The 22797-nt window shown below is 70.3% G+C and carries 23 protein-coding genes; 19 read left to right on the forward strand and 4 right to left on the reverse strand.

Going from position 1 to position 22797, the window contains the following annotated elements; all coding sequences use genetic code 11:
• Positions 1 to 308: 308 nt before the first annotated feature.
• Both AB1K54_RS13100 and AB1K54_RS13105 read right to left on the reverse strand, forming a co-directional pair.
• On the reverse strand, positions 309 to 1535 hold the full coding sequence (locus AB1K54_RS13100; RefSeq protein WP_371203201.1) for an MFS transporter: 1227 nt from the start codon (positions 1533 to 1535) through the stop codon (positions 309 to 311).
• Positions 1532 to 1963, reverse strand: coding sequence for a MarR family winged helix-turn-helix transcriptional regulator (locus tag AB1K54_RS13105; RefSeq protein WP_371203202.1), 432 nt, complete (start codon positions 1961 to 1963; stop codon positions 1532 to 1534). The genes AB1K54_RS13100 and AB1K54_RS13105 overlap by 4 nt, the downstream gene beginning before the upstream one ends.
• Positions 1964 to 2163: 200 nt before the next feature.
• Here AB1K54_RS13105 and AB1K54_RS13110 point away from each other — a divergent pair, with 200 nt between their 5' ends.
• Genes AB1K54_RS13110 through AB1K54_RS13150 form a run of 9 tightly spaced genes read left to right on the forward strand, consistent with a single transcriptional unit; the run spans position 2164 to position 10917 of the window.
• Positions 2164 to 3366 (forward strand): substrate-binding domain-containing protein, encoded by a 1203-nt coding sequence (locus AB1K54_RS13110; RefSeq protein WP_371203203.1) that lies wholly within the window; start codon positions 2164 to 2166, stop codon positions 3364 to 3366.
• 19 nt (positions 3367 to 3385) lie between these two features.
• Positions 3386 to 4165 (forward strand): ABC transporter ATP-binding protein, encoded by a 780-nt coding sequence (locus tag AB1K54_RS13115; RefSeq protein WP_371203204.1) that lies wholly within the window; start codon positions 3386 to 3388, stop codon positions 4163 to 4165.
• On the forward strand, positions 4162 to 4875 hold the full coding sequence (locus tag AB1K54_RS13120) for an ABC transporter ATP-binding protein (protein ID WP_371203205.1): 714 nt from the start codon (positions 4162 to 4164) through the stop codon (positions 4873 to 4875). Before AB1K54_RS13115 ends, AB1K54_RS13120 begins: the two co-directional genes overlap by 4 nt.
• Entirely contained in the window at positions 4872 to 5747 is an 876-nt protein-coding gene (locus AB1K54_RS13125) for a branched-chain amino acid ABC transporter permease (RefSeq protein ID WP_371203206.1), read from the forward strand. Before AB1K54_RS13120 ends, AB1K54_RS13125 begins: the two co-directional genes overlap by 4 nt.
• Positions 5744 to 6844, forward strand: a complete 1101-nt coding sequence (locus tag AB1K54_RS13130) for a branched-chain amino acid ABC transporter permease (RefSeq protein WP_371203207.1) — start codon at positions 5744 to 5746, stop codon at positions 6842 to 6844. The genes AB1K54_RS13125 and AB1K54_RS13130 overlap by 4 nt, the downstream gene beginning before the upstream one ends.
• Positions 6841 to 8574 (forward strand): class I adenylate-forming enzyme family protein, encoded by a 1734-nt coding sequence (locus tag AB1K54_RS13135; protein ID WP_371203208.1) that lies wholly within the window; start codon positions 6841 to 6843, stop codon positions 8572 to 8574. Before AB1K54_RS13130 ends, AB1K54_RS13135 begins: the two co-directional genes overlap by 4 nt.
• Entirely contained in the window at positions 8571 to 9260 is a 690-nt protein-coding gene (locus AB1K54_RS13140) for a TetR/AcrR family transcriptional regulator (RefSeq protein ID WP_371203210.1), read from the forward strand. The genes AB1K54_RS13135 and AB1K54_RS13140 overlap by 4 nt, the downstream gene beginning before the upstream one ends.
• Positions 9257 to 10009, forward strand: coding sequence for a 3-hydroxybutyrate dehydrogenase (locus AB1K54_RS13145; protein ID WP_371203211.1), 753 nt, complete (start codon positions 9257 to 9259; stop codon positions 10007 to 10009). The genes AB1K54_RS13140 and AB1K54_RS13145 overlap by 4 nt, the downstream gene beginning before the upstream one ends.
• Entirely contained in the window at positions 10006 to 10917 is a 912-nt protein-coding gene (locus AB1K54_RS13150; protein WP_371203212.1) for an alpha/beta hydrolase, read from the forward strand. Before AB1K54_RS13145 ends, AB1K54_RS13150 begins: the two co-directional genes overlap by 4 nt.
• On the opposite strand, the gene AB1K54_RS13155 is transcribed toward AB1K54_RS13150, so the two are convergent.
• Positions 10898 to 11689: an IclR family transcriptional regulator gene (locus AB1K54_RS13155; RefSeq protein ID WP_371203213.1), complete on the reverse strand. Its 792-nt coding sequence runs from the start codon at positions 11687 to 11689 to the stop codon at positions 10898 to 10900. The two genes, AB1K54_RS13150 and AB1K54_RS13155, sit on opposite strands and share 20 nt — an antisense overlap.
• Before the next feature lie 196 nt (positions 11690 to 11885).
• Here AB1K54_RS13155 and AB1K54_RS13160 point away from each other — a divergent pair, with 196 nt between their 5' ends.
• From AB1K54_RS13160 to AB1K54_RS13175, 4 genes are read left to right on the forward strand one after another with little or no spacing between them, the layout of a single operon-like run.
• Positions 11886 to 12671: a CoA transferase subunit A gene (locus tag AB1K54_RS13160; RefSeq protein ID WP_371203214.1), complete on the forward strand. Its 786-nt coding sequence runs from the start codon at positions 11886 to 11888 to the stop codon at positions 12669 to 12671.
• A gap of 2 nt (positions 12672 to 12673) precedes the next feature.
• On the forward strand, positions 12674 to 13327 hold the full coding sequence (locus AB1K54_RS13165) for a CoA transferase subunit B (protein WP_371203215.1): 654 nt from the start codon (positions 12674 to 12676) through the stop codon (positions 13325 to 13327).
• Positions 13324 to 14508 carry an acetyl-CoA C-acetyltransferase gene (locus AB1K54_RS13170; RefSeq protein WP_371203216.1) on the forward strand — a complete coding sequence of 395 codons (1185 nt, stop codon included), beginning with the start codon at positions 13324 to 13326 and terminating at the stop codon, positions 14506 to 14508. The genes AB1K54_RS13165 and AB1K54_RS13170 overlap by 4 nt, the downstream gene beginning before the upstream one ends.
• Positions 14509 to 14532: 24 nt before the next feature.
• The gene (locus tag AB1K54_RS13175; protein ID WP_371203217.1) at positions 14533 to 14979 is read left to right on the forward strand and encodes an N-acetyltransferase family protein; all 447 of its coding nucleotides are present in this window, start codon (positions 14533 to 14535) and stop codon (positions 14977 to 14979) included.
• Between the two features lie 4 nt (positions 14980 to 14983).
• Here AB1K54_RS13175 and AB1K54_RS13180 read toward each other — a convergent pair whose 3' ends face one another.
• A complete protein-coding gene (locus tag AB1K54_RS13180) occupies positions 14984 to 15235 on the reverse strand; it encodes a hypothetical protein (RefSeq protein ID WP_371203218.1) in 252 nt (83 codons plus the stop codon).
• A gap of 94 nt (positions 15236 to 15329) precedes the next feature.
• Between AB1K54_RS13180 and AB1K54_RS13185 the strand changes: the two genes are divergently transcribed.
• From AB1K54_RS13185 to ilvC, 6 genes are all read left to right on the forward strand, one after another.
• Positions 15330 to 16778 carry a trehalose-6-phosphate synthase gene (locus tag AB1K54_RS13185; RefSeq protein WP_371203219.1) on the forward strand — a complete coding sequence of 483 codons (1449 nt, stop codon included), beginning with the start codon at positions 15330 to 15332 and terminating at the stop codon, positions 16776 to 16778.
• Entirely contained in the window at positions 16775 to 17575 is an 801-nt protein-coding gene (otsB, locus tag AB1K54_RS13190; RefSeq protein ID WP_371203220.1) for a trehalose-phosphatase, read from the forward strand. The genes AB1K54_RS13185 and otsB overlap by 4 nt, the downstream gene beginning before the upstream one ends.
• A gap of 9 nt (positions 17576 to 17584) precedes the next feature.
• Positions 17585 to 19291, forward strand: a complete 1707-nt coding sequence (gene ilvD / locus AB1K54_RS13195) for a dihydroxy-acid dehydratase (RefSeq protein WP_371203221.1) — start codon at positions 17585 to 17587, stop codon at positions 19289 to 19291.
• Between the two features lie 44 nt (positions 19292 to 19335).
• Positions 19336 to 21138, forward strand: a complete 1803-nt coding sequence (locus tag AB1K54_RS13200; protein WP_371203222.1) for an acetolactate synthase large subunit — start codon at positions 19336 to 19338, stop codon at positions 21136 to 21138.
• A 1-nt stretch (position 21139) separates the two neighbouring features.
• Entirely contained in the window at positions 21140 to 21649 is a 510-nt protein-coding gene (gene ilvN / locus AB1K54_RS13205) for an acetolactate synthase small subunit (protein WP_371203224.1), read from the forward strand.
• A gap of 99 nt (positions 21650 to 21748) precedes the next feature.
• Entirely contained in the window at positions 21749 to 22774 is a 1026-nt protein-coding gene (gene ilvC / locus AB1K54_RS13210; RefSeq protein ID WP_371203226.1) for a ketol-acid reductoisomerase, read from the forward strand.
• The last annotated feature ends 23 nt before the right edge of the window (positions 22775 to 22797 follow it).

Here is a 22797-nt window from a genome sequence, read left to right on the forward strand (position 1 = left end):
ACAGTGTGATCAGGAGGGTGTTGAGTTCAGTTTTCACACACCGGGGTTAACACCCTCCGCCAGCCATTAACAGCGTCCACGCCGCATCAACGACGATCAGGGCAAACGGACTCACTCATCTAGCGGGCGGGCGAAGCGCTCGCACGCGGCGCGAGGAGCAGACTTCCGAGCCTGGCACGGGCCGCCGAGCTCGACAGGGAGGCGCACCAGTGACAAAGAGGGCGACCCGTGGGCCGGCCGTGGCAGGGGGCCGAGAGGCCGGCCGGCGTGTCTGTGGCGGCGCAAGCGACGGCAGCGCTGGCTGGGTGTCAGGCCGCGTCGCCCGCCAGTACGGCGATGGCCTCTTCGGCGGCATCCGCTTCGCCCTGATCGATGCGCGCGAGCGCGCGGCGCCCGATCAGCAGCGTCACCGTGGCCATCGCCATCGCCAGTGCGGCGAACACGTACGGCACCCAGGCGCCATAAGCGTGCCACAGCAGCGCCGCGATCGGCGGGGCAGCCGCCCCGCCGAGGAAGCGCACAGCGGAGTACGACGACGATGCGACCGCGCGCGGCAGGTCCGTGGCCTCCATGACCGACTCCGTGAGCACGGTGTTCATGACGCCCAGCAGCAGGCCGCCGACGATGATGCAGATGACGAGGGCTGCGGAGTTCGACACGAATACGGCCGCCGCGATGAGGTCGAGCGCCAGGAGTGGCAGCACCACCAGCATCGCCGTCGTGCGGGCGATGCGACGCAGCAGCAGCGGCGCGACCCATACGCTCGTGATCGCGAGGGCCACGCCCCAGCCGAAGAACGTCAGGCCGATGCCCATCGCGGTGAAGCCGAGCGGGAACGGCGAGAAGGCCAGCAGCACGAAGAAGCCGATGTTGTAGAACAGTGCCGTGACCGCGAGGATCGCGAGCGCCGGAGCGCGCAACGCTTTGAACGGCGCTGAGAACGGCACCGGTGCGCGCTTGTCGAGAGGCCCTCGCAGGAACGCGAGCACCGCAACGAACGCGATGGTCATCAGCACCACGACGCCGAGGAACGGACCGCGCCAGCTCCACGTGCCGAGCAGGCCCCCAAGGAGCGGGCCGATGGCGATGCCGAGGCCGAGCGCGGCCTCGTACAGGACGATCGCCGCACCGCTGCCGCCGGTCGCGGCACCCACGATCGTGGCGAGGGCCGTCGAGATGAAGAGGGCGTTTCCCAGCCCCCAGCCCGCACGGAAGCCGATGACGGCGTCGACGCTGCCGCTGACTGCGCACAGCAGCGCGAAGGCCACGATCAGCGCCAGACCGATGAGCAGGGTGGCCTTCGCGCCGATTCGGCTCGAGATCCAGCTCGTCACGAGCATCGCCAGTCCGGTGACCACGAGGTAGCTGGTGAACAGCAGTTCGGTCTGCGCGGGGCTCGCCTCGAGTGATTCTGCGATCGCGGGAAGGATCGGGTCCACCAGCCCGATGCCCATGAAGGCGACGACGCTCGCGAACGCGACCGCCCATACCTGCGCCGGCTGGCGCCACACGCTGCCCTGGGGAGTGCCGCTCACAGGGCCGCCTCCGTCACGCGCGTCTTGCGGTCGAGGATCGCCGCCGCCGTGTGCAGCGCCTGCCACTCGGTCTCGTCGAGGTCGTCGAACCACGGCGCGAGCGTGCGCGTGAGCTCGTTGCGCCACTGGGCGAGCTCGGCACGCCCGGCATCCGTCACCGCCAGGACCACCGCGCGCGAGTCGTCGGGATCGGTGGAGCGGTCGATGAGCCCGGCCTGGGCCATCTGCCCGACGAGGCGCGTCATGCCCGGCTGGGTGACACGGCTCAAGGTCGCGAGCTCGCCCAGACGCAGCGGGCCGGTCTCGTTCAGGAGGGACAGGGTGCGCCACTGTGCCTGCGGAGTGCGGCTGCCGGTCTCGGTCGCCGCCATGCGCACCAGGGTGTGCACCGAGATCACGATGGTCTCGAGGTCTTGTCGTCTGTTCACCTCGAAAGCTTAGCGTAGATATATACCAGTGGTATACACATCGCCCAATCGCTGCCGGCGCCGCTGGCCGACTTGACCTCGCGCGTCGTCGTGTCTAGATTGCCATTACCTGAATCACGTTTCATGTACGCGCGTGGCGTCGGTCCCGACGGCACGCGGATTCGGGCGCACGGTCCCCTTCAACGGTGAAAGGCACGCACATGCGGGTAACGAAGAAGTTGGTCCTGGGCACCGCGGTCACCGCGGTCGCCCTCGCTCTGGCGGCGTGCGCGCCGCAGGCCGCCCCCGGCGGCGGTTCGGGCGACGACGCGGCAGGCCAGTCCGAGGTCACTGTCGGCATCCTCACCAGCGAGACCGGCCCCCTGGCCGGCTACGGCAAGCAGTACCTCGACGCCTTCAAAGCCGGGCTCGACTACGCCACCGATGGCACGAACGAGGTCGCGGGCATCAAGATCGCAGTCGAGTACCGCGACGACGCAGGCGACCCCGACAAGGCCGTCACCGCTGCCAAGGAACTCATCGGCTCGGGGGTGAACATCATCGCGGGCACCGCCTCGTCCGGCATCGCGCTGGCCCTGGCCGAGCAGGCCGCTCAGAACAAGATCCTCTACGTCGCCGGTCCCGCCGCCGCGGACGCGATCACGGGCGCCAACGCCTACACCTTCCGCTCGGGCCGCCAAAGCGCCCAGGACGTCGCGACCGCCGGAACGTTCCTCGACGACGTCTCGGGCAAGAACATCGCAGTCTTCGCTCAGGACAACGCCTTCGGCCAGGGCAACGTCGCCGCCGTCGAGGCCATCCTCGGCGGGCAGGGCGCAACGGTCACTCCAGTGCTCGTCGCCGAGGACGTGACCGAGTTCACGCCCTTCGCGCAGCAGGTGCTGGCAGCCGGACCCGACCTCGTCTTCGTCGCGTGGGCCGGGGCCACCTCCGGAGCCATGTGGCAGGCGATGAGCCAGCAGGGCGTGCTCGACGCGATCCCGGTGGTCACCGGCCTCGGCGACTCGGCCACGTTCGGCGCCTACGGTGAGGCGACCGAGAAGATCAGCTTCCTCAACCACTACTTCCCCGGAGCGAACGGCGGCCAGGTCGAGAAGGCGATGATCGACGCGATCGAGAGCGCCGGCGGCGCCGCCGACCTGTTCAGTCCCGACGGATTCAACGCGGCGATCATGATCGTGCACGCGATCGAAGAGGGCAAAGGGGACGTCGACGCCATGGTGAAGGCGCTCGAAGGCTTCGAGTTCGACGGGCCGAAGGGCACCACGACGGTTCGCGCGAGCGACCACGCCCTGTTGCAGGAGATGTACCAGGCCAGGCTCGTCGCTGACGGCGGCTCGTTCACGCCCGTGCTCGTCGACACCTCGGACGCCGAGTCGGTCGCCCCGGCCGAGGCCAGGTGACGCCGGGAGCCGCGACACGATGAGCACCCCTGTCCCGCCCGCGCGGCGTGGATCCGCGCTCGAGATCGACGGCGTGGGCCTTGCGATCGGCGGAGCCGCCATCCTGGAAGGCGTCGACCTCGATGTTCCCGCGGGCTCGCTCGTGGGCGTCATCGGGCCGAACGGCGCCGGCAAGACCACACTGTTCAACGTGGTCTCGGGGCTCGTGGCCCCGACCGCCGGCCACATCCGGATGGACGGTCATGACATCACCTCGATGTCTGTGCCGGCGCGAGCGCGGGCGGGACTGGGGCGCACCTTCCAGACATCGAGCCTGTTCCCGCGGCTGAGCGTGCTCGAGAACGTGCGCCTTGCCGCCCAGGCCTCGCTCGGCGGCTCAGCGTCGCTGGTGCGGTTCCCGCGCAGGACGGATGCCGCCACACGGACAGCCCTCGAGAAGCTCGAGGCAGTCGGGCTCGGGCATCACGCCGACGCCCTGGCTGGCGACATCTCGCACGGCGACAAGCGCAAGCTCGAGATCGCGGTGCTGCTTGCGACCGACGCGAGCATCGTGCTGCTGGACGAGCCGATGGCCGGCGTCGGATCAGGCGATGTCGCCGGCCTCGTCGAGAGCATCCGCGACCTGCACCGCGACAAGGGGTGCACGGTGCTGATGGTCGAGCACCACCTCGATGTGCTGATGGGACTGGTCGAGAAGGTCGCCGTCATGTACTCGGGCAGCATCATCGCCTTCGACACCCCGCAGAAGATCATGGAGAACCCGCTCGTGCAGAGCGCCTACCTGGGGAGCGCCGCGTGAGCGCCGAGCCGATCCTCGCCGTCCAGCACCTGCGCTGCTCGATCGCCGGGCAGTTGGTCGTCGAAGACGTCACCTTCGAGGTGCCCGGATCCGGCATCACCGCCGTCCTCGGGCGCAACGGCGTCGGCAAGACCTCGACGCTGCGCGGCATCCTGGGGCTCATCCACCGCCGCGGCGAGGTCGTCCTGGCCGGCGAGCGCATCGACGGCCTCCCCACGCACCGCATCGTCCAACGCGGAGTGGGGTACGTGCCCGAGGACCGCGAGGTGTTCTCGAAGCTCACCGTCGCCGAGAACCTCGCGCTGGCCGAGCGCCAGCGCAACCCGCGCCGCGAGTTCGTCGCCGAGCTGTTCCCCGACCTGGTGAGGTGCCGCGATCAGCTCGCCGGCACGCTCTCGGGAGGCCAGCAGCAGATGGTGTCCGTGGCGCGCGCCCTCCTCAACGACAACCGCATGCTGATCGTGGACGAGCCGACGAAGGGCCTCGCGCCGAAGATCGTCACCGAGGTCGCCGATGCGCTGGCCGAGGCATCCCGCATCGTCCCGATCCTGCTCGTCGAGCAGAACCTCGAGGTGGTGCGCCGTCTCGCGAACGACGCCATCGTCATCAGCGGCGGCCGCGTGGTGCACACGGGGCGTGCGACCGAGATCCTCGACGACGACGACCTCACCCGGCGCCTGCTGGGCGTGCACGCGGAGGAAGCGGCATGAGCACCCTCGTTCTCACCCTCATCACCGGCGTCGGACTCGGCGCGCTGTACTTCCTCGTCGCATCCGGGCTCAGTCTCATCTACGGGCTCATGCACGTGCTCAACTTCGCGCACGGCGCGTTCCTCACCCTCAGCGCGTTCGCCGGGTGGTTCGTCGCGCAGGCCCTCGGCACGCAGTCGTGGGGATCGTTCCTGCTGTCGATCCTCGCGGGAGCGGCGGTGGGCGCTGTCTTCGCCACGGTCACCGAGCTCGTGCTGATCCGGCCGCTGTACGAGCGGCACATCGAGCAGGTGCTCGTCACCGTGGGCCTGTCGTTCGCAGCAGTCGCCCTGTTCGAGGGCATCTGGGGCACCGACCCGATCCACGTCGACGGGCCGGCCTGGCTCACGCAGACCACCACCGTGCTGGGAGCCCGCATTCCCAACACCTATTGGGTGCTGATGATCGCGGCGATCCTGGTGCTCCTCGCGCTCGTGCTGTTCCTGCGCAAGACGCGCTACGGCATGATCATCCGCGCCGGGGTCGAGAACCGCTCGATGGTCACCGCGCTCGGCATCGACGTGCGCCGCTCGTTCACGCTCGTGTTCGCGATCGGCGGTGCGGCCGCAGGCATCGGGGGAGTGCTCGCGATGCACTACTCCACGTTCGTGTCGGCGCACCTGGGCGCGACGCTGCTGATCTTCGCGTTCATCGTCACGGTGGTGGGCGGACTCGGCTCGCTCACGGGCGCGGCCGTGGCATCTGTCCTCGTCGCCGTCCTGCAGCAGTTCGCGAGCTTCTACCTCGGCGGCACGGGCGACTTCATCGTGGTGATCCTGCTGGCGGTCGTGCTGCTCGTGCGCCCGTCGGGACTTCTCGGGAGGAAAGCATGAGACGGTTCGTGCCCCTGATCGCGGGCTGCGCGCTGGTCGTGCTGATGGCGGTGCTGCCGCTGCTGAACATCTCGATCCCCGGCATCCTGCCCACCCCCACCTATCTGCCTGGCACGCTCGCACTGCTGTCGCTGTGCATGGTGTTCGCGGCCCTCGCGCTGTCGTACAACCTGCTGCTGGGCTCGGCCGGAATGCTGTCGTTCGGTCATGCGCTGTACTTCGGCGCCGGCACGTACGGGCTGGGCATCGCGCTCGAGCACTTCGGCGTGCCGCTGTGGCCCGGCGTGTTCCTCGCGCTCGTGGGCGGCATGATCGTCGGGCTCGCCACCGGCGCGGTCGCCCAGCGCGTGTCGGGCATCCCGTTCGCGATGGTGACGCTCGCCTTCGCGCAGGCCGGCTCGGTGCTCGTGCGCCGCAACCCCGCCGTGACCGGCGGCGAGGAGGGACTGAGCCTGAACACCGGACAGGTGCCGGACTTCCTGGTGGGCGTGATCAACACGCGCAACCTCTACTGGCTGTGCCTGGCGGTACTGGTCGTGGTGTACCTCGTGACCCTGTGGGTCGACACCTCGCGGCTCGGGCACCTCGCCCGCGCGACGCGCGAGAACGACCAGCGCGTGCGCGTGCTGGGTCTCAACCCGTATCGCGTGCGACTGCTCGTCTTCGTCGTCGCCGCGGTGCTGGCCAGCCTCGCGGGCGTGGCGTACATGCTGCTGCAGTCCGGCACGGTGCCGCGCGCGGTCTCGGCCGATCTCACGATCACGATCCTGGTGATGGTGGTGCTCGGCGGCGTCGGATTCCGGTGGGGCGCGATCCTCGGCGGGGTGCTGTACACGCTGCTCGATCAGCGCCTCACCGTGCTGGCGGGGTCCGACGCGATCGCGGGGCTGCCGGAGGTGCTGCGCGTCCCGCTGTCAGAGCCGCTGTTCCTGCTCGGCGTGCTGTTCATCCTGGTGGTGATGTTCCTTCCGGGCGGAATCGCGGGCACGATCGATGCAGCGCTCAGGCGACGGCGGGGCGAACGCGTGCGCGGGTCGCTGCGCACGCTCGACGATGCCGAGACCGGCAGTGAGACGACGATGGAGGTGAGGGCATGACGACCCACGACGAGCCGCACACGATCGGCCGCTGGCTCATCGACCGCGCCGCTCAGTCGCCGGGTCGCATCGCCATCGACGACCGCGGCGTGACCCTCACGTACGACGAACTCGCGCGGCGCTCCGCCACCCTGGCCGATCGGCTGCGACAGGCGGGATACGGCGCCGGCCACCGGATCGCGACCGTCTCGGGCAACTCGAGCGATCACGTCGTGGCGTTCTTCGCATGCGCGCTCGCCGGGGTCGCCTTCGTGCCGCTGTCGTGGCGGCTCACCCCTGTCGAACTTGCCCACATGCTCGTACGATCGGCTCCGGCGCTCGTGCTCGTCGAGGACGAGTACGCCACGCTCGCCGCCGAGGCGCTGCGCGCGGTGACGGACGGTGCGGACACCTCGCCTTCGGGGGCACATGATCCGGATGCCGCGTCCGCCGCCGCCGGGACCGCGGTCCCGCCCACCGCCGCGCTCGGCACGACCGGGATCGAGGGTGGGCCCACGCGGCCGGATTCTCCGGGCGGCGCGGCAGCGCCGTTCGGAGTGGGCGTGGGGACTGTGCCCGTCGCACCCGACCCGCGCCCGGCCGCACCCGTGCGCGACGACGATCCGCTGCTGGTGATCTTCACGTCGGGCAGCGAGGCCGCGCCGAAGGGGGTCGTGCTCACCCACGCGAACTGCTTCTGGAACAACCTCGCCTTCGCCCAGGCGCTGCCGCTCGCGCAGCACGACGTCGTGCTCGCGATGCTGCCGCAGTTTCACATCGCCGCGTGGAACTGCCAGCCGCTGCTGGCGTGGTGGACGGGTGCGACGGTCGTGCTCGAGCGGTCATTCCAGCCGACGCGGGTGCTGCAGCTCATCCGCGAGCGCCGGGTGACGGCGATGATGGGTGTGCCGACACAGTACGCGCTGCTCGCCGCCGACCGGGAGTGGGCCTCCAGCGATCTGTCGTCGCTGCGGATGGCGCTGGTCGGCGGAGCGACGATGCCGGCGGCGCTCCATGACGAATGGGGTGCCCGCGGCGTCGCGCTCACGCAGGGCTACGGCCTGACCGAGGCCGGCCCGAACGTGCTGCACCTCGCGGCGGCCGACGCGCCCGCGCACGCCGGGGCCGTCGGCCGGCCGTATCCGGGAGTCGTCGTGCGGGTGGTCGACTCCGACACGCTCCTGCCGCTCGAGGGCGAGGCCACGGGCGAGCTGTGGGTGCGGGGGCCGAGCGTCTTCGCCGGGTATCTCGGCGACCCCGCCGCCACGGAGCGGGCGATGCACGACGGATGGCTGCGCACGGGCGACATCGTGCACCGCGACGCGGACGGCATCCTGCGGGTCGTCGACCGCTTGAAGGACATCATCATCTCGGGCGGCGAGAACGTCGCCCCCGCCGAGGTCGAGGCGGCGCTGCTGCGGCACCCGCTCGTGGAGGCCGCAGCCGTCGTCGGGGTCGCCGACCCGGTGTGGGGCGAGCGCGGGGTCGCGTTCGTCGTGCGGGCGGACGGCGCGGCCCTGTCGGCCGACGAGGTGCTCGCCCACGCGCGACGCAACCTGGCCGCGTTCAAGGTGCCGGTCCGCATCGAGTTCCTCGCCGAGCTGCCCCGTTCAGCGATCGACAAGCTCGCCCGCGGGCAGCTGCGTGCGCAGGCACGCCTGCTCATGTCCGGATCCGCCGGGTCTTCTGCGGCATCGGCCGCATCCGCGGGGCCGGCCGCACCCGCCGCCGCAGAGAGGAGCACGCGATGAGCACCCCTGAGGTCGGCACCGCCGAGGACGCCGGCACCCCGGTCTCGTCCGCGACCGGGCGACCCCTCACCAAGCGCGGCGAGGCCACCCGCCGACGGCTGCTCGAAGCCGCCGAGACGGTGTTCGCCGCGCAGGGTTACCACGAGGCATCCATCGTCAGAATCACCGAGCGCGCCGGAATCGGCCTCGGCACGTTCTATCTCTACTTCGACAGCAAGCAGTCGATCTTCGAGGCGCTCGTGATCGACCTGAACCGCCGAGTGCGCCACTCGATGTCCGAGGCGATGGCGGGCGCGTCCTCGCGCCTGGAGGCCGAGCGCGCCGGATTCGCGGGGTTCTTCCGGTTCACCGCCGCCCATCCCGCGCTGTACCGCGTCGTGCGCGAGGCCGAGTTCGTCTCGCCCGAGATGCTGCGCCTGCACTACACGCGCATCGTCGAGGGGTATGAGGCGGGCCTGCGGGCGGCACAGCAGGTCGGCGACGTCGACCGCATGCTGGATCCCACGGTGACCGCGTGGGCCCTCATGGGCACGGGTGAGCTTGTCGGCATGCGGTTCCTGCTGTGGGAGCGCGACGCCGACGGCCGCCCGCCCGCCGAGCTCGACGCCGAGGTCTTCGACGGGCTCATGCGATTCATCGACAACGCGCTCGCCCCGCGAGCAGGCAGAGAGGGAACCGCCTCATGACCGACACAGACCTGGCCGGACGCCGCGCGATCGTCACCGGCGGCGCGAGCGGCATCGGCCTCGCGTGCGCCCACGAGTTCGCCCGGCGCGGAGCGCACGTGGTGATCGCCGACGTGAGCGCCGAAGCGGCGGATGCCGCCGCCTCGGCCGTCGGCGCAGAGGCGTGGGTCGTCGACCTGGCCGACACGACAGCGCTCGAGAGCCTGTCGCTGGATGCCGACATCCTCGTCAACAACGCCGGCGTCCAGCGCGTCGCGCCCATCCCCGAGTTCGATCCTGACACGTACCGGCTGCTGCTGCGTCTGATGCTGGAGTCGCCGTTCCTGCTGATCCGCGCCGTGCTGCCGGGCATGTACGAACGCGGCTGGGGCCGGGTCATCAACATCTCGAGCGCGCACGGCCTGCGCGCCAGTGCCTTCAAGTCGGCGTACGTCTCGGCCAAGCACGGGCTCGAGGGCCTGTCGAAGGTGACGGCTCTCGAGGGCGCCGAGCACGGCGTCACGAGCAACTGCATCAACCCCGCGTACGTGCGCACGCCCCTCGTCGAGAAGCAGATCGCCGATCAGGCGCGGCTGCACGGCATCCCCGAGAGTGAGGTCGTCGAGAAGATCATGCTCACCGAGACCGCGATCAAGCGCCTGGTCGAGGCCGACGAGGTCGCCTCGCTCGCGGGCTGGCTGGCCTCGGACAAAGCCGGCATGGTCACCGGAGCCTCGTACACGATCGACGGCGGCTGGACAGCGCGATGACGGATGCCGCCGCCCACGCCTACCGCACGCTCGACGTGGCCGTACGCGGGGGAGACCTGCGCGTCGGCGTGTGGGAGCCAGGCGCCGAGCCCGTCGCCACGGTGCTCGCCGTGCACGGGGTCACCGCCTCGCACCTGGCCTGGCCTTTCCTCGTCGAGGCGCTGCCCGGGGTGCGCGTGATCGCCCCCGACCTGCGCGGCCGCGGCGCGAGCGCGGGGCTTCCGGGTCCGGCGGGCATGGCGGCGCACGCCGACGACCTCGCGGCGGCGCTCGACGCGGCCGGGGTGGACCGCGCGATCGTCGTCGGCCACTCGATGGGCGCGTTCGTGAGCGTGGTCTTCGCCCACCGGCATCCGGATCGCGTCGCCCGGCTCATCCTGGTCGATGGGGGGCTGCCGCTGGACGTCCCGGCCGAGCTCACGCCCGACGAGGTCATCCGGCACGTGCTCGGCCCCACCGCCGAGCGGCTCGCGATGCGTTTCGCGACCGTCGACGACTACCTGGACTTCTGGCGTGCGCATCCGGCCTTCGCGAACGACTGGACGCCCGAACTCGAGCGCTACCTCGCGTACGACCTCGTGGGCGAGGCGCCCGAGCTGCGGCCGGCCACCAGCTACGCGACGCTCGCCGAGGACTCGATCGACCAGAACACCGGCACTGCGCTGGCCGGGGCGCTGGCGTGCCTGCCGCCCGGAACCGTCCTGCTCACCGCGGAGCGGGGGCTGCTCGACCAGCGTCCCGCACTGTACGCCGCCGAGCGACTGCCGACGCTCCTCTCCGAGTACCCGGCGCTGCGGCACGTGCCGGTCGCGGGTGTCAACCACTACACGATCGTGATGTCGCAGCAGGGGGCGGATGCCGTCGCCGCCGTCGTGCGGGAAGAGTCTTTCACCGCCCCGCGGCCGTGATGCGCGAGGTGAGCTGATGCGCGTGCGCGAGGAGCGTGCGCGTCAGCTCGGGGAGCCGGTCGGGGCCGAAGCGGAACTCGACGCCGGTGATGCTGAGGGCCCACTGCGGATGCCCCTCCTTGGTGAAGACCGCGGCGCCCATGCCGTAGCTGCCCTCGACGATGAGCCCGGGGTTGAGCGCGCAGCCGCGTTCGACGGTCTCGCGCAGGCGTGCCCGCAGCCGTTGCTCGCCGTGTGCGGCACCCCACCGCGCGCCGAGGTCGGGGTGGCGCTCGAAGTAGGCGTCCACATCGTGGGGCGGCAGGAACGCGAGGATCGCGAGCCCCGCCGACGCGACGCCGAGCGGGAAGCGCACCCCCTCGCTGAGCACGAACGAGCGGATCGGGAAGCTCCCCTCCTCGCGCAGCAGGCATACGGTCTCGTCGCCGCGGCGCACCGACAGGAACGCGCTCTCCTCGGTGCGCACCGCGAGCGAGCGCACGATGTCGCGCGCGATGGCGGTGATGTCGTAACGGGATGCCGCGACCGTGCCCATCAGGTACAGCTCGGGTCCCGGCATCCACCGTCCCGTCCGCTCGTCGAGGTCGACGAGCCCTTCGACGCGCAGCGCAGACAGCAGCCGGTGCGCGGTGGGGCGGGTCAGCTCGGCCTGCCGAGCGAGGTCGGCCACACCGAGGCCGGCGTCGCCGCCGGCGGTCACCAGGCGCAGCAGCCTCGCGGCCCGCGACACCGACTGAGTGCCCGGCACCGCGCGCCTGGAGGTCGTGTCCATGATATGGACACTATGCGCCGCTGGCTCCACATGGCAAGCGACGACGTGCGGGTCGCCCGGGCCGCCGCGCAGAATGGTGCACAACTCCCGAAGGACTGGCGCCGGTCGTGCCGTCACCGCAGGATTGCGCGGTCGCTCGCCACGTGACCGCCGATTCTTCAGGAGTTCCGCACCCGGGCATACGAAGGAGTACTGCGTGATCGACAAGACGTACGGCTCGGCGGCCGAGGCCGTCGCCGACATCCCCGACGGAGCGAGTCTCGCCGTCGGCGGGTTCGGGCTCTCCGGCAACCCCATCGCCCTCATCGAAGCCCTGCTCGCGCAGGGCACGACCGACCTGTCGATCGTCTCGAACAACTGCGGGGTCGATGACTGGGGGCTCGGAATCCTCCTGAACGCCAAGCGCATCCGCAAGATGACCTCGTCGTACGTCGGTGAGAACCGGGAGTTCGAGCGGCAGTTCCTGTCGGGCGAGCTCGAGCTGGAGCTGACCCCGCAGGGCACCCTCGCCGAGAAGCTGCGCGCCGGAGGGTCGGGCATCGCCGCCTTCTTCACTCAGACCGGCGTCGGCACCCAGGTCGCCGAAGGAGGGCTGCCGCGCCGCTACGCGGCCGACGGCAGCATCGCCGTGGCCTCGCCCGTCAAAGACGTGCGCACCTTCGACCTCGACGGCACCCCGCGCGAGTTCGTCCTCGAAGAGGCCATCGTCACCGACTTCGCCCTCGTCCACGCGCTGCGCGGCGACCGGCACGGCAACCTCGTGTTCAACAAGGCCGCCCGCAACTTCAACCCGCTCGCGGCGATGGCCGGGCGTGTGTGCATCGCGCAGGTCGAGCAGCTCGTCGAGCCCGGCGAGCTCGACCCCGACGGCATCCACCTGCCGGGCATCTTCGTGCACCGCCTCGTCGAGGTGGGCACCGGAATCGACAAACGCATCGAGCGCCGCACCGTGCAGGCGCCGGCCGCCCCCGAAGGAGCATGACGATGGCGCTGACCCGCAACGAAATGGCCGCTCGCGCCGCGGCGGAGCTCTCCGACGGCTCGTACGTCAACCTCGGGATCGGCCTGCCGACCCTCGTGCCGAACTACGTGCCCCCGGGCGTCACCGTCGTGCTGCAGTCCGAGAACGGCATCCTCGGCGTCGGACCGTACCCGACGGAGGACAACGTCGACCCCGACCTCATCAACGCCGGCAAAGAGACGGTGACCACGCTGCCGGGCGCCGTCTTCTTCGACTCGGCGACGAGCTTCGGCATGATCCGCGGCGGCAAGATCGACGCGGCGATCCTGGGCGCGATGCAGGTGTCGGCGGCGGGAGACCTCGCGAACTGGATGATCCCGGGCAAGATGGTGAAGGGCCCGGGCGGCGCGATGGACCTCGTGCACGGCGCCGCGAAGGTCATCGTGCTCATGGAGCATGTCGCCAAGGACGGCTCCGCCAAGATCGTCGACGAATGCTCTCTGCCCCTCACGGGCAGGGGCGTCGTGGATCGCATCATCACGGATCTCGCCGTGATCGATGTGACAGATGCCGGTCTCGTGCTGGTCGAGACCGCACCCGGGGTCACCGTGGACGAGGTCGTCGCCGCGACCGAGCCCGCCCTCATCGTCAGCGAAACACTCAAGGAGAACGCATGAACACCGACGACGTCGTCATCGTCGCAGCCGCCCGCACCCCGCAGGGCCGGCTCAAGGGCCAGCTCGCCCCGCTGACCGCGGTGCAGCTCGGGAGCGCGGCGATCAAGGGGGCGCTGGAGCGCGGAGGCATCCCCGCCGGCGCGGTGGATGCGGTGCTCGTCGGCCAGGTGCTCGCCGCGGGCGCCGGCCAGAACCCCGCCCGGCAGGCCGCTGTCGGCGCGGGCCTGGGCTGGGACGTGCACTCCGGGTCGGTCAACAAGGTGTGCCTCTCGGGGCTGACCGCGATCATCGACGGCGCACGCATGATCGCCGTGGGCGACGCGACGGTCGTCGTCGCCGCCGGCATGGAGTCGATGACCCGCGCACCGCACCTGCTCATGGGCTCGCGTGACGGCTGGGCCTACGGCTCGGTCGAGGTGCTCGACCATATGGCGTACGACGGGCTGACCGACGTGTACGACCGCGAGAGCATGGGCGCCTCGACCGAGCGGCACAACCCCGAACTAAAGATCACGCGTGCGCAGCAGGACGCCGTGGCCGCACGCTCGCATCAGCGCGCGGCGGCCGCGTGGGATGCGGGCGTCTTCGCCGACGAGATCGTCGAGGTCGAGATCCCGCAGCGCAAGGGCGACCCGGTGCGCGTCACGCGGGACGAGGGCATCCGCCCCGACACCACGGTCGAATCGCTCGCCGGCCTGCGCGCCGCCTTCGCGGAGGGCGGTTCGATCACGGCGGGCAACTCGTCGCAGATCTCGGACGGCGCCTCGGCGGTCGTGCTCACCTCGCGCGCGCACGCCGCCGAGAACGGCTGGCCGGTGCTCGCGGTCGTGGGCGCCTCGGGGCAGGTCGCCGGCCCTGACAACTCGTTGCAGGCGCAGCCCGCGCGCGCGATCGAGAAGGCGTGCGCGAAGCAGGGCATCACGCCGGCCGACCTCGACCTCGTGGAGATCAACGAGGCGTTCGGCGCGGTCGTGGCCCACTCGCAGCGCGAACTGGGCCTTTCGGACGACGTCGTCAACATCCACGGCGGCGGCATCGCGATCGGCCACCCGGTCGGCGCATCCGGCAACCGGCTCGTCGTGCATGCCGTGCACGAACTCGTGCGCCGCGGCGCGGGCACCGCGGCGGTCGCGCTGTGCGGCGGCGGCGGGCAGGGCGACGCGCTCATCCTCACCCGCTGACCCCGCGCGGTAGGGTCGTGGATCGTGACCACGATCCACGACCTGACCGCCGCCGACCGAGACGAATGGCTCGCGCTGTGGCGCGGATACCTCGAGTTCTACGAATCGACGGTGCCCGACGAGGTGACCGAGTCCACGTTCAGCAGGCTCGTGGCCGGTGACCAGATGCACGGCGTGCTGGCCAGGGATGCCTCGGGCCGCGCGATCGGCCTCGTGCACTGGCTCGCACACCCGGCCACGTGGACGACCGCGACCTACTGCTATCTCGAAGACCTCTTCGTCTGGCCGGACGCCCGTGGCGCCGGGGCCGGACGCGCGCTCATCGAGCACGTGCGGGCGTGGGCTGCGGCATCCGGTGCCGTGAAGGTGTACTGGCTGACGCACGAGACGAACGCGTCGGCCCGAGCCCTCTACGACCGGGTCGCCGACCGCACGGGATTCATCCAGTACGCGATCCGCACGGGCGGCTGAGCGCTCAGCGTCGCACGTTCCTGCGCAGGATCTTCGTCTCTTTGCCGTGCACGGGGGAGTCGGCGGGCGCGAGCGCACCCTTGCGCGCCCGACGAACGTCGACGACCGCGCCGATGGCGAGCGTGAGCGTGATCCCCCAGCTCAGCCAGGCCAGGGCCGTGCGCCACGTGAACTGCTCGTCGCGCAGGCCCCGCAGGAGCGTCAGGCCCCCGAGGATCGCGCTGAAGAGGCCGGTTCCGAGGAGATACGTCCGCATGCACCCACGCTACCGCCCGTGTAACCCCGGGCAGGCGGTTGCGGACGGCGCGATAGCCTTGCATCTGCCGCGTCCACCTGAGCAAGGAGCCCGCGTGTCCGGATCTGAATTCGTCGTCGTCGCCAATCGCCTCCCCGTCGATTGGGTTCCCGACGAGGACGAAGGGTCGGGCGAAGGCGCATGGCGCGTGTCTCCCGGGGGCCTGGTGACGGCGCTCGAGCCCCTCATGCGCTCGACGGACGGCGCGTGGGTCGGGTGGCCCGGCAAGGCAGACCTCGAGTTCGACCGGTTCGAGTTCGACGGCATGGACCTCGTGCCCGTCGCGCTCAGCGCCGACGATGTCGAGCTGTACTACGAGGGCTTCTCGAACGACACGATCTGGCCGCTGTACCACGACGTGATCGCCGAACCCCGCTACCGCCGCGTGTGGTGGGACGCCTACGGGCGCGTGAACCGTCGATTCGCGCAGGCCGCGGCCGAGGTCGCCGCCGAGGGCGCGACGGTCTGGGTGCATGACTACCAGCTGCAGCTTGTGCCGAAGCTCCTGCGCGAGAAGCGGCCCGACCTCACGATCGGGTATTTCCACCACATTCCGTTCCCGGCATACGGCCTGTACTCGCAGCTGCCGTGGCGACGGCAGGTGCTGGAGGGACTGCTCGGGGCCGACGTGATCGGGTTTCAGCGTGTCGCCGACGCCGGCAACTTCGCCCGCGCGATCCGGCGCCTCCTGCGCTACGAGACGCGCGCGCCGCACATCGTCGTCCCCGATGCGGACGGCGGCACGCGCACCGCGGTCGCGCGCGCCTTCCCGATCTCGATCGCGGCGGACTCCTACATCGACCTCGCCCAGCGACCGCACGTGCAGGCCCGCGCGGCCGAGATCCGCGCGAGCCTGGGCAACCCGTCCAAGATCCTCCTGGGCGTCGACCGGCTCGACTACACCAAGGGCATCCGCCATCGCATGAAGGCGTTCGGCGAGCTGCTCCACGAGGGCCGGATCACCGTCGAGGACGCGACGCTCGTGCAGGTCGCCAGCCCCAGCCGGGAACGCGTCGGCGCCTACATGCAGCTGCGTGACGAGATCGAGCTCACTGTGGGGCGCATCAACGGCGACTTCGACACGATGGGCCACACGGCCATCCGCTACCTGCATCAGGGGTACCCGCGCGACGAGATGGTCGCGCTGTTCCTCGCGGCGGACGTCATGCTGGTGACGGCTCTGCGCGACGGAATGAACCTCGTCGCGAAAGAGTACGTGGCCTCGCGCATCGACAACCGAGGCGTGCTCGTGCTCAGCGAGTTCGCGGGGGCCGCGGACGAGCTCACGTCAGCCCTGCGGGTGAACCCGCACGACATCGACACTCTGAAGGAGACGATCATGCAGGCGATCGAGATGCCTCCGGGCGAGCAGAGCCGCCGCATGCGGCCGCTGCGGCGCAAGGTGATCGACAACGACGTAGCGAAGTGGTCGCGCTCGTTCCTCGACGCCCTCGCGGCGGCGCGCTCGCAGAAGAGCCCTCGCGGGCGGAGGGCGAGGGCATGAGCGTCCCGGCCGGTGACGCCAGGACCCTGCGCGACGAGCTGCGCCGGGTGGCGGCATCCGATCGACTGCTCGTCGCCCTCGACTTCGACGGCACGCTCGCGCCGCTGCAGGACGAGCCGATGCGCGCGCGGATGCTGCCCGAGGCGGCCGCGGCGGTCTCGGCGCTGGCGAGAGCCCCGCGCACGTGCGTCGCGTTCGTGTCGGGACGCACGCTGCACGACCTGCGGATCATCGCCGAGCACACCGAGGACTCCCCGATCCTGCTCGCGGGGTCGCACGGCGCCGAGTTCTGGATTCCGGGCGAGGGGGAGCGCGGGCCCGACGACGACGCCGACGGCCGCGCGCTTCGCGACGAGATGCGCACGGCGGCCGAGTCGGTGATCGGCGCCGCCGAGGGCGCGTGGATCGAGCCGAAGACGTTCGGCTTCGCCGTGCACACCCGGTTGACGGATGCCGCCACCGCCGCGCGCGTGAACGACGCCGTCGACGCGCTCGTGGCAGAGCGCGCCCCGCACTGGCGGAGGCGGACAGGGCGCGACATCGTCGAGTACGCGTTGCGGGATGAGGGCAAGGATGCCGCGGTCGCGGTGCTGCGCGAGGTCGCCGGCGCCGATGCCGTGGTGTTCGCGGGAGACGACCTCACCGACGAGGACGCCCTCGAGCACCTGCGCAGACAAGACCTCGGGGTGCTCGTGGGCGAGCGGGATTCTGCGGCGCGCGTGCGTGTGGCCGGCATCCCGGAGCTGGCCGCGGCACTCGTTGTGCTCGCGGGCGAGAGGGCCGCGAGGCCGTCCTAGACTGGTTCAATGCCACAGCCCGACGAAGTGATCGACATCAAGCCGCGCAGCCGCGTGGTGACAGACGGCATCGAAGCCACGACCTCGCGCGGAATGCTCCGCGCGGTCGGCATGGGCGACGAGGACTGGGACAAGCCCCAGATCGGCATCGCGTCCAGCTGGAACGAGATCACCCCGTGCAACCTGAGCCTCGACCGGCTCGCGCAGGGCGCCAAGGAAGGCGTCCACGCCGGCGGCGGCTACCCCCTCCAGTTCGGCACGATCTCGGTGTCGGACGGCATCTCGATGGGCCACGAGGGCATGCACTTCTCCCTGGTCTCGCGCGAGGTCATCGCCGACTCGGTCGAGACGGTCGTCATGGCCGAGCGCCTGGACGGCACGGTGCTGCTCGCCGGGTGCGACAAGTCGATCCCCGGAATGCTGATGGCCTCCGCGCGCCTCGACCTCTCGAGCGTCTTCCTGTACGCGGGCTCGATCGCGCCGGGCTGGGTCAAGCTCTCGGACGGCACCGAGAAGGACGTCACGATCATCGACTCGTTCGAGGCGGTCGGCGCGTGCCTGGCCGGCAAGATGAGCGAGGCCGACCTCAAGCGCATCGAGTGCGCGATCGCCCCGGGCGAAGGCGCGTGCGGCGGCATGTACACCGCCAACACCATGGCCTCGGTGGCCGAGGCCCTGGGCCTGTCGCTGCCCGGCTCTGCCGCGCCGCCGTCGGCCGACCGCCGACGCGACTACTTCGCGCACCGCTCCGGCGAGGCCGTCGTGAACCTGCTGCGCCTGGGCATCACCACCCGCGACATCCTCACGAAAGAGGCCTTCGAGAACGCGATCGCCCTCGCGATGGCCCTCGGCGGCTCGACCAACGTGGTTCTGCACCTGCTCGCGATCGCGCGCGAGGCCGACGTCGAGCTGAGCCTGCACGACTTCAACCGCATCGGCGACAAGGTGCCGCACGTGGCCGACATGAAGCCGTTCGGCACGTACGTCATGAACGACGTCGACCGCCACGGCGGCATCCCCGTGATCATGAAGGCGATGCTCGACGAGGGCCTCCTGCACGGCGACGCGCTCACGGCGACCGGCAAGACGCTCGCCGAGAACCTGGCAGAGCTCGACCCCGACCCGGTCGACGGCACGGTCATCCACCGCTTCGACGACCCGATCCACGCCACGGGGGGCCTGACGATCCTGCACGGCTCGATGGCGCCCGAGGGCGCTGTCGTGAAGACCGCGGGCTTCGACGCCAGCGTGTTCGAAGGCCCCGCGCGCGTGTTCGAGCGCGAGCGCGGCGCGATGGACGCGCTCGAGGCCGGCCAGATCCACGCCGGCGACGTGGTCGTCATCCGCTACGAGGGCCCCAAGGGCGGCCCGGGCATGCGCGAGATGCTCGCGATCACCGCGGCCATCAAGGGCGCTGGGCTCGGCAAAGATGTACTACTGTTGACGGACGGACGATTCTCAGGCGGCACAACCGGCCTGTGCATCGGCCACATAGCACCCGAAGCGGTGGACGCTGGTCCCATCGCCTTCGTGCGCGATGGTGATCTGATACGGGTCGATATCGCGGCTCGGACTCTCGACCTACTCGTCGACGAGGCCGAGCTGAGCTCCCGCCGCTCTGGCTGGGAGCCGCTTCCTCCGCGCTATACCCGTGGCGTCCTTGCCAAGTACTCCCGACTCGTCCGTTCCGCAGCGGAAGGCGCAGTCACCGGGTAGTCCCACGGCAGACCTCCCAACCGACTCGATCGAGGATCATCACCATGCCCGACGAATCCACAGCCGCCATTCCACGGCCACCATCGCGCGCCGCGTCCGCGCCCGTGATCTCGGGGGCCGAAGCGGTCGTCCGCTCGCTCGAACTGCTGGGGGTGACTGACGTGTTCGGGCTTCCCGGCGGTGCGATCCTCCCGGTGTACGACCCGCTGATGGACACCTCGAAGATCCGTCACATCCTGGTGCGCCACGAGCAGGGCGCCGGCCACGCGGCCGAAGGCTATGCTGCGGCATCCGGCAGGGTGGGTGTCGCGATCGCGACCTCCGGCCCCGGCGCCACCAACCTCGTGACCGCGATCGCCGACGCCTACATGGACTCGGTGCCGATCGTGTGCATCACCGGGCAGGTGTTCTCGACCCTGATGGGCACCGACGCCTTCCAGGAGGCCGACATCGTCGGCATCACGATGCCCGTCACGAAGCACTCGTTCCTCGTGAAGGACGCCTCCGAGATCCCCGGTGCGATCGCCGCGGCGTTCGAGATCGCCGGAACCGGACGCCCCGGCCCTGTGCTCGTCGACATCACGAAGGACGCGCAGCAGGCCGAGGTGCCGTTCGTGTGGCCGCCGAAGGTCGACCTGCCCGGTTACCGTCCGGTGACGAAGGCCCACGGCAAGCAGATCCAGGCCGCCGCGCGCCTCCTCGCCGATGCGAAGAAGCCGGTGCTGTATGTGGGTGGGGGCGTCATCCGCTCCCGCGCGTCGGCCGAACTGCTCGCGTTCGCCGAGACCACCGGAGCGCCGGTCGTGACGACCCTCATGGCGCGCGGCGCGTTCCCCGACTCGCACCCGCAGCACCTCGGCATGCCGGGCATGCACGGCACCGTCCCCGCGGTGCTCGCACTGCAGGAGGCCGACCTCCTCGTCGCACTCGGCGCGCGGTTCGACGACCGGGTGACCGGCAAGGCGGCGCTGTTCGCCCCGAACGCCCGGGTGGTGCACGTCGACATCGACCCCGCCGAGATCTCGAAGATCCGCACGGCCGACGTGCCGATCGTGGGCGACCTGCGCGATGTGCTCGTCGACCTCGACGCGGCCTTCGCCGGGGCATCCGGAGGTTCCAAGCCCGACATCTCGGCGTGGTGGGCCTACCTCGACGGCCTGCGCGACGAGTTCCCCCTCGGGTACACGCCCACCAGCGACGGGCTGCTCGCGCCGCAGCACGTGATCCAGCGCATCGGCGAGCTGACCGGCCCCGAGGGTGTGTATGCGGCGGGCGTGGGCCAGCACCAGATGTGGTCCGCCCAGTTCATCAAGTACGAGCGGCCCAACGCGTGGCTCAACTCGGGCGGTGCGGGAACCATGGGCTACTCGGTGCCGGCGGCGATGGGCGCGAAGGTCGCCGAGCCCGACCGCGTGGTGTGGGCGATCGACGGCGACGGCTGCTTCCAGATGACCAATCAGGAGCTGGCGACCTGCGCGATCAACAACATCCCGATCAAGGTCGCGATCATCAACAACTCGTCGCTGGGCATGGTGCGGCAGTGGCAGACGCTGTTCTACGACGGCCGCTACTCGAACACCGATCTCAACACCGGCCACGACACGGTGCGCATCCCCGATTTCGTCAAGCTCGCCGAGGCGTACGGCTGCCTCGCGATCCGCGTCGAGAAGGAGGAGGACGTGGATGCCGCGATCAAGACGGCTCTCGAGACGAACGATCGCCCCGTGGTGATCGACTTCGTCGTGAGCGCCGACGCCATGGTGTGGCCGATGGTGCCGCAGGGGGTCAGCAACAGCTACGTCCAGTACGCCCGCGACCACGCGCCCGCGTTCGAGCAGGAGGCCTGAGATGTCGAGTCATGTGCTGAGCCTCCTCGTCGAGAACAAGCCCGGTCTGCTCACGCGCGTGGCGGGACTGTTCGCACGGCGCGGATTCAACATCGAGTCGCTCGCGGTGGGCGTCACCGAGATCCCCGGCCTGTCGCGCATCACCGTCGTCGTCGACGTCGAGGGGCTCCCCCTCGAACAGGTGACCAAGCAGCTCAACAAGCTGGTCAACGTCATCAAGATCGTCGAGCTCGAGCCCGCGGCATCCGTTCAGCGCGAGCACATGCTGATCAAGGTGCGCGCCGACAACCAGACGCGCTCGAACGTGCTCGAGGTCGTGAACCTGTTCCGCGCGTCGGTCGTCGACTACGCACCCGATGCGCTGGTGGTCGAGGCCACCGGCGACAAGGGCAAGGTCGACGCTCTGCTGCGGGCGCTCGAGCCCTTCGGGATCAAAGAGCTCGCCCAGTCGGGGCTTCTCGCCATCGGCCGCGGCGGCAAGTCCATCACCGAGCGCGTCGCGCGCGGCTGACCCAACCGATAACCCCTTTCGCGTGCCGCTCACCGGTCGTTGAGCGAGCGAGGCGAGACGAAACGCAACGACCGGAACCACACAAGGAGAAACACGAAGATGGCTGAAATCTTCTACGACGCCGACGCCGATCTGTCGATCGTCCAGAGCAAGAAAGTCGCGATCGTCGGCTATGGCTCGCAGGGCCACGCCCACGCGCAGAACCTGCGCGACTCCGGCGTCGAGGTCGTCATCGCCCTCAAGGAGGGCTCGAAGTCCATCGAGAAGGCCCAGGAGGCCGGCTTCGAGGTCAAGAACGTCGCCGACGCGGCCGAGTGGGCCGACCTCATCATGATCCTCGCGCCCGACCAGCACCAGCGCTCGATCTACAGCGAGAACATCAAGGACAAGCTCGTCCCCGGCAAGACCCTCGCCTTCGCACATGGGTTCAACATCCGCTTCGGCTACATCCAGGCGCCCGAGGGCGTCGACGTGATCCTCGTGGCACCCAAGGCCCCCGGCCACACCGTGCGCCGCGAGTACGTCGCCGGCCGCGGCATCCCCGACATCATCGCCGTCGAGCAGGATGCCTCGGGAACCGCGTGGCAGACCGCGCTGTCTTACGCCAAGGCGATCGGCGGCACGCGTGCCGGCGTCATCAAGACGACGTTCACCGAAGAGACCGAGACCGACCTTTTCGGCGAGCAGGCTGTGCTCTGCGGCGGGGTGTCGCAGCTGGTGCAGTACGGCTTCGAGACGCTGACCGAGGCCGGCTACCAGCCGCAGATCGCCTACTTCGAGGTGCTGCACGAGCTCAAGCTCATCGTCGACCTGATGTGGGAGGGCGGCATCGCCAAGCAGCGCTGGAGCGTCTCTGACACCGCCGAATACGGCGACTACGTCTCGGGCCCGCGTGTGATCGACCCGCACGTCAAGGAGAACATGAAGGGCGTGCTCGCCGACATCCAGTCGGGTGCGTTCGCGGAGCGCTTCATCGCCGACCAGGACAACGGCGGCGTCGAGTTCCACCAGCTGCGCGAGAAGGCCGCCCAGCACCCCATCGAGACCGTCGGCCGTGAGCTGCGCGCGCTCTTCGCGTGGAAGCAGCAGGACGCCGACTACACCGAGGGAAGCGCCGCGCGCTGACGCGGCGGTCCCTCGGCGTGGTC

Source organism: Microbacterium sp. BWT-B31, from assembly GCF_041379855.1.
Lineage (GTDB): Bacteria > Actinomycetota > Actinomycetes > Actinomycetales > Microbacteriaceae > Microbacterium.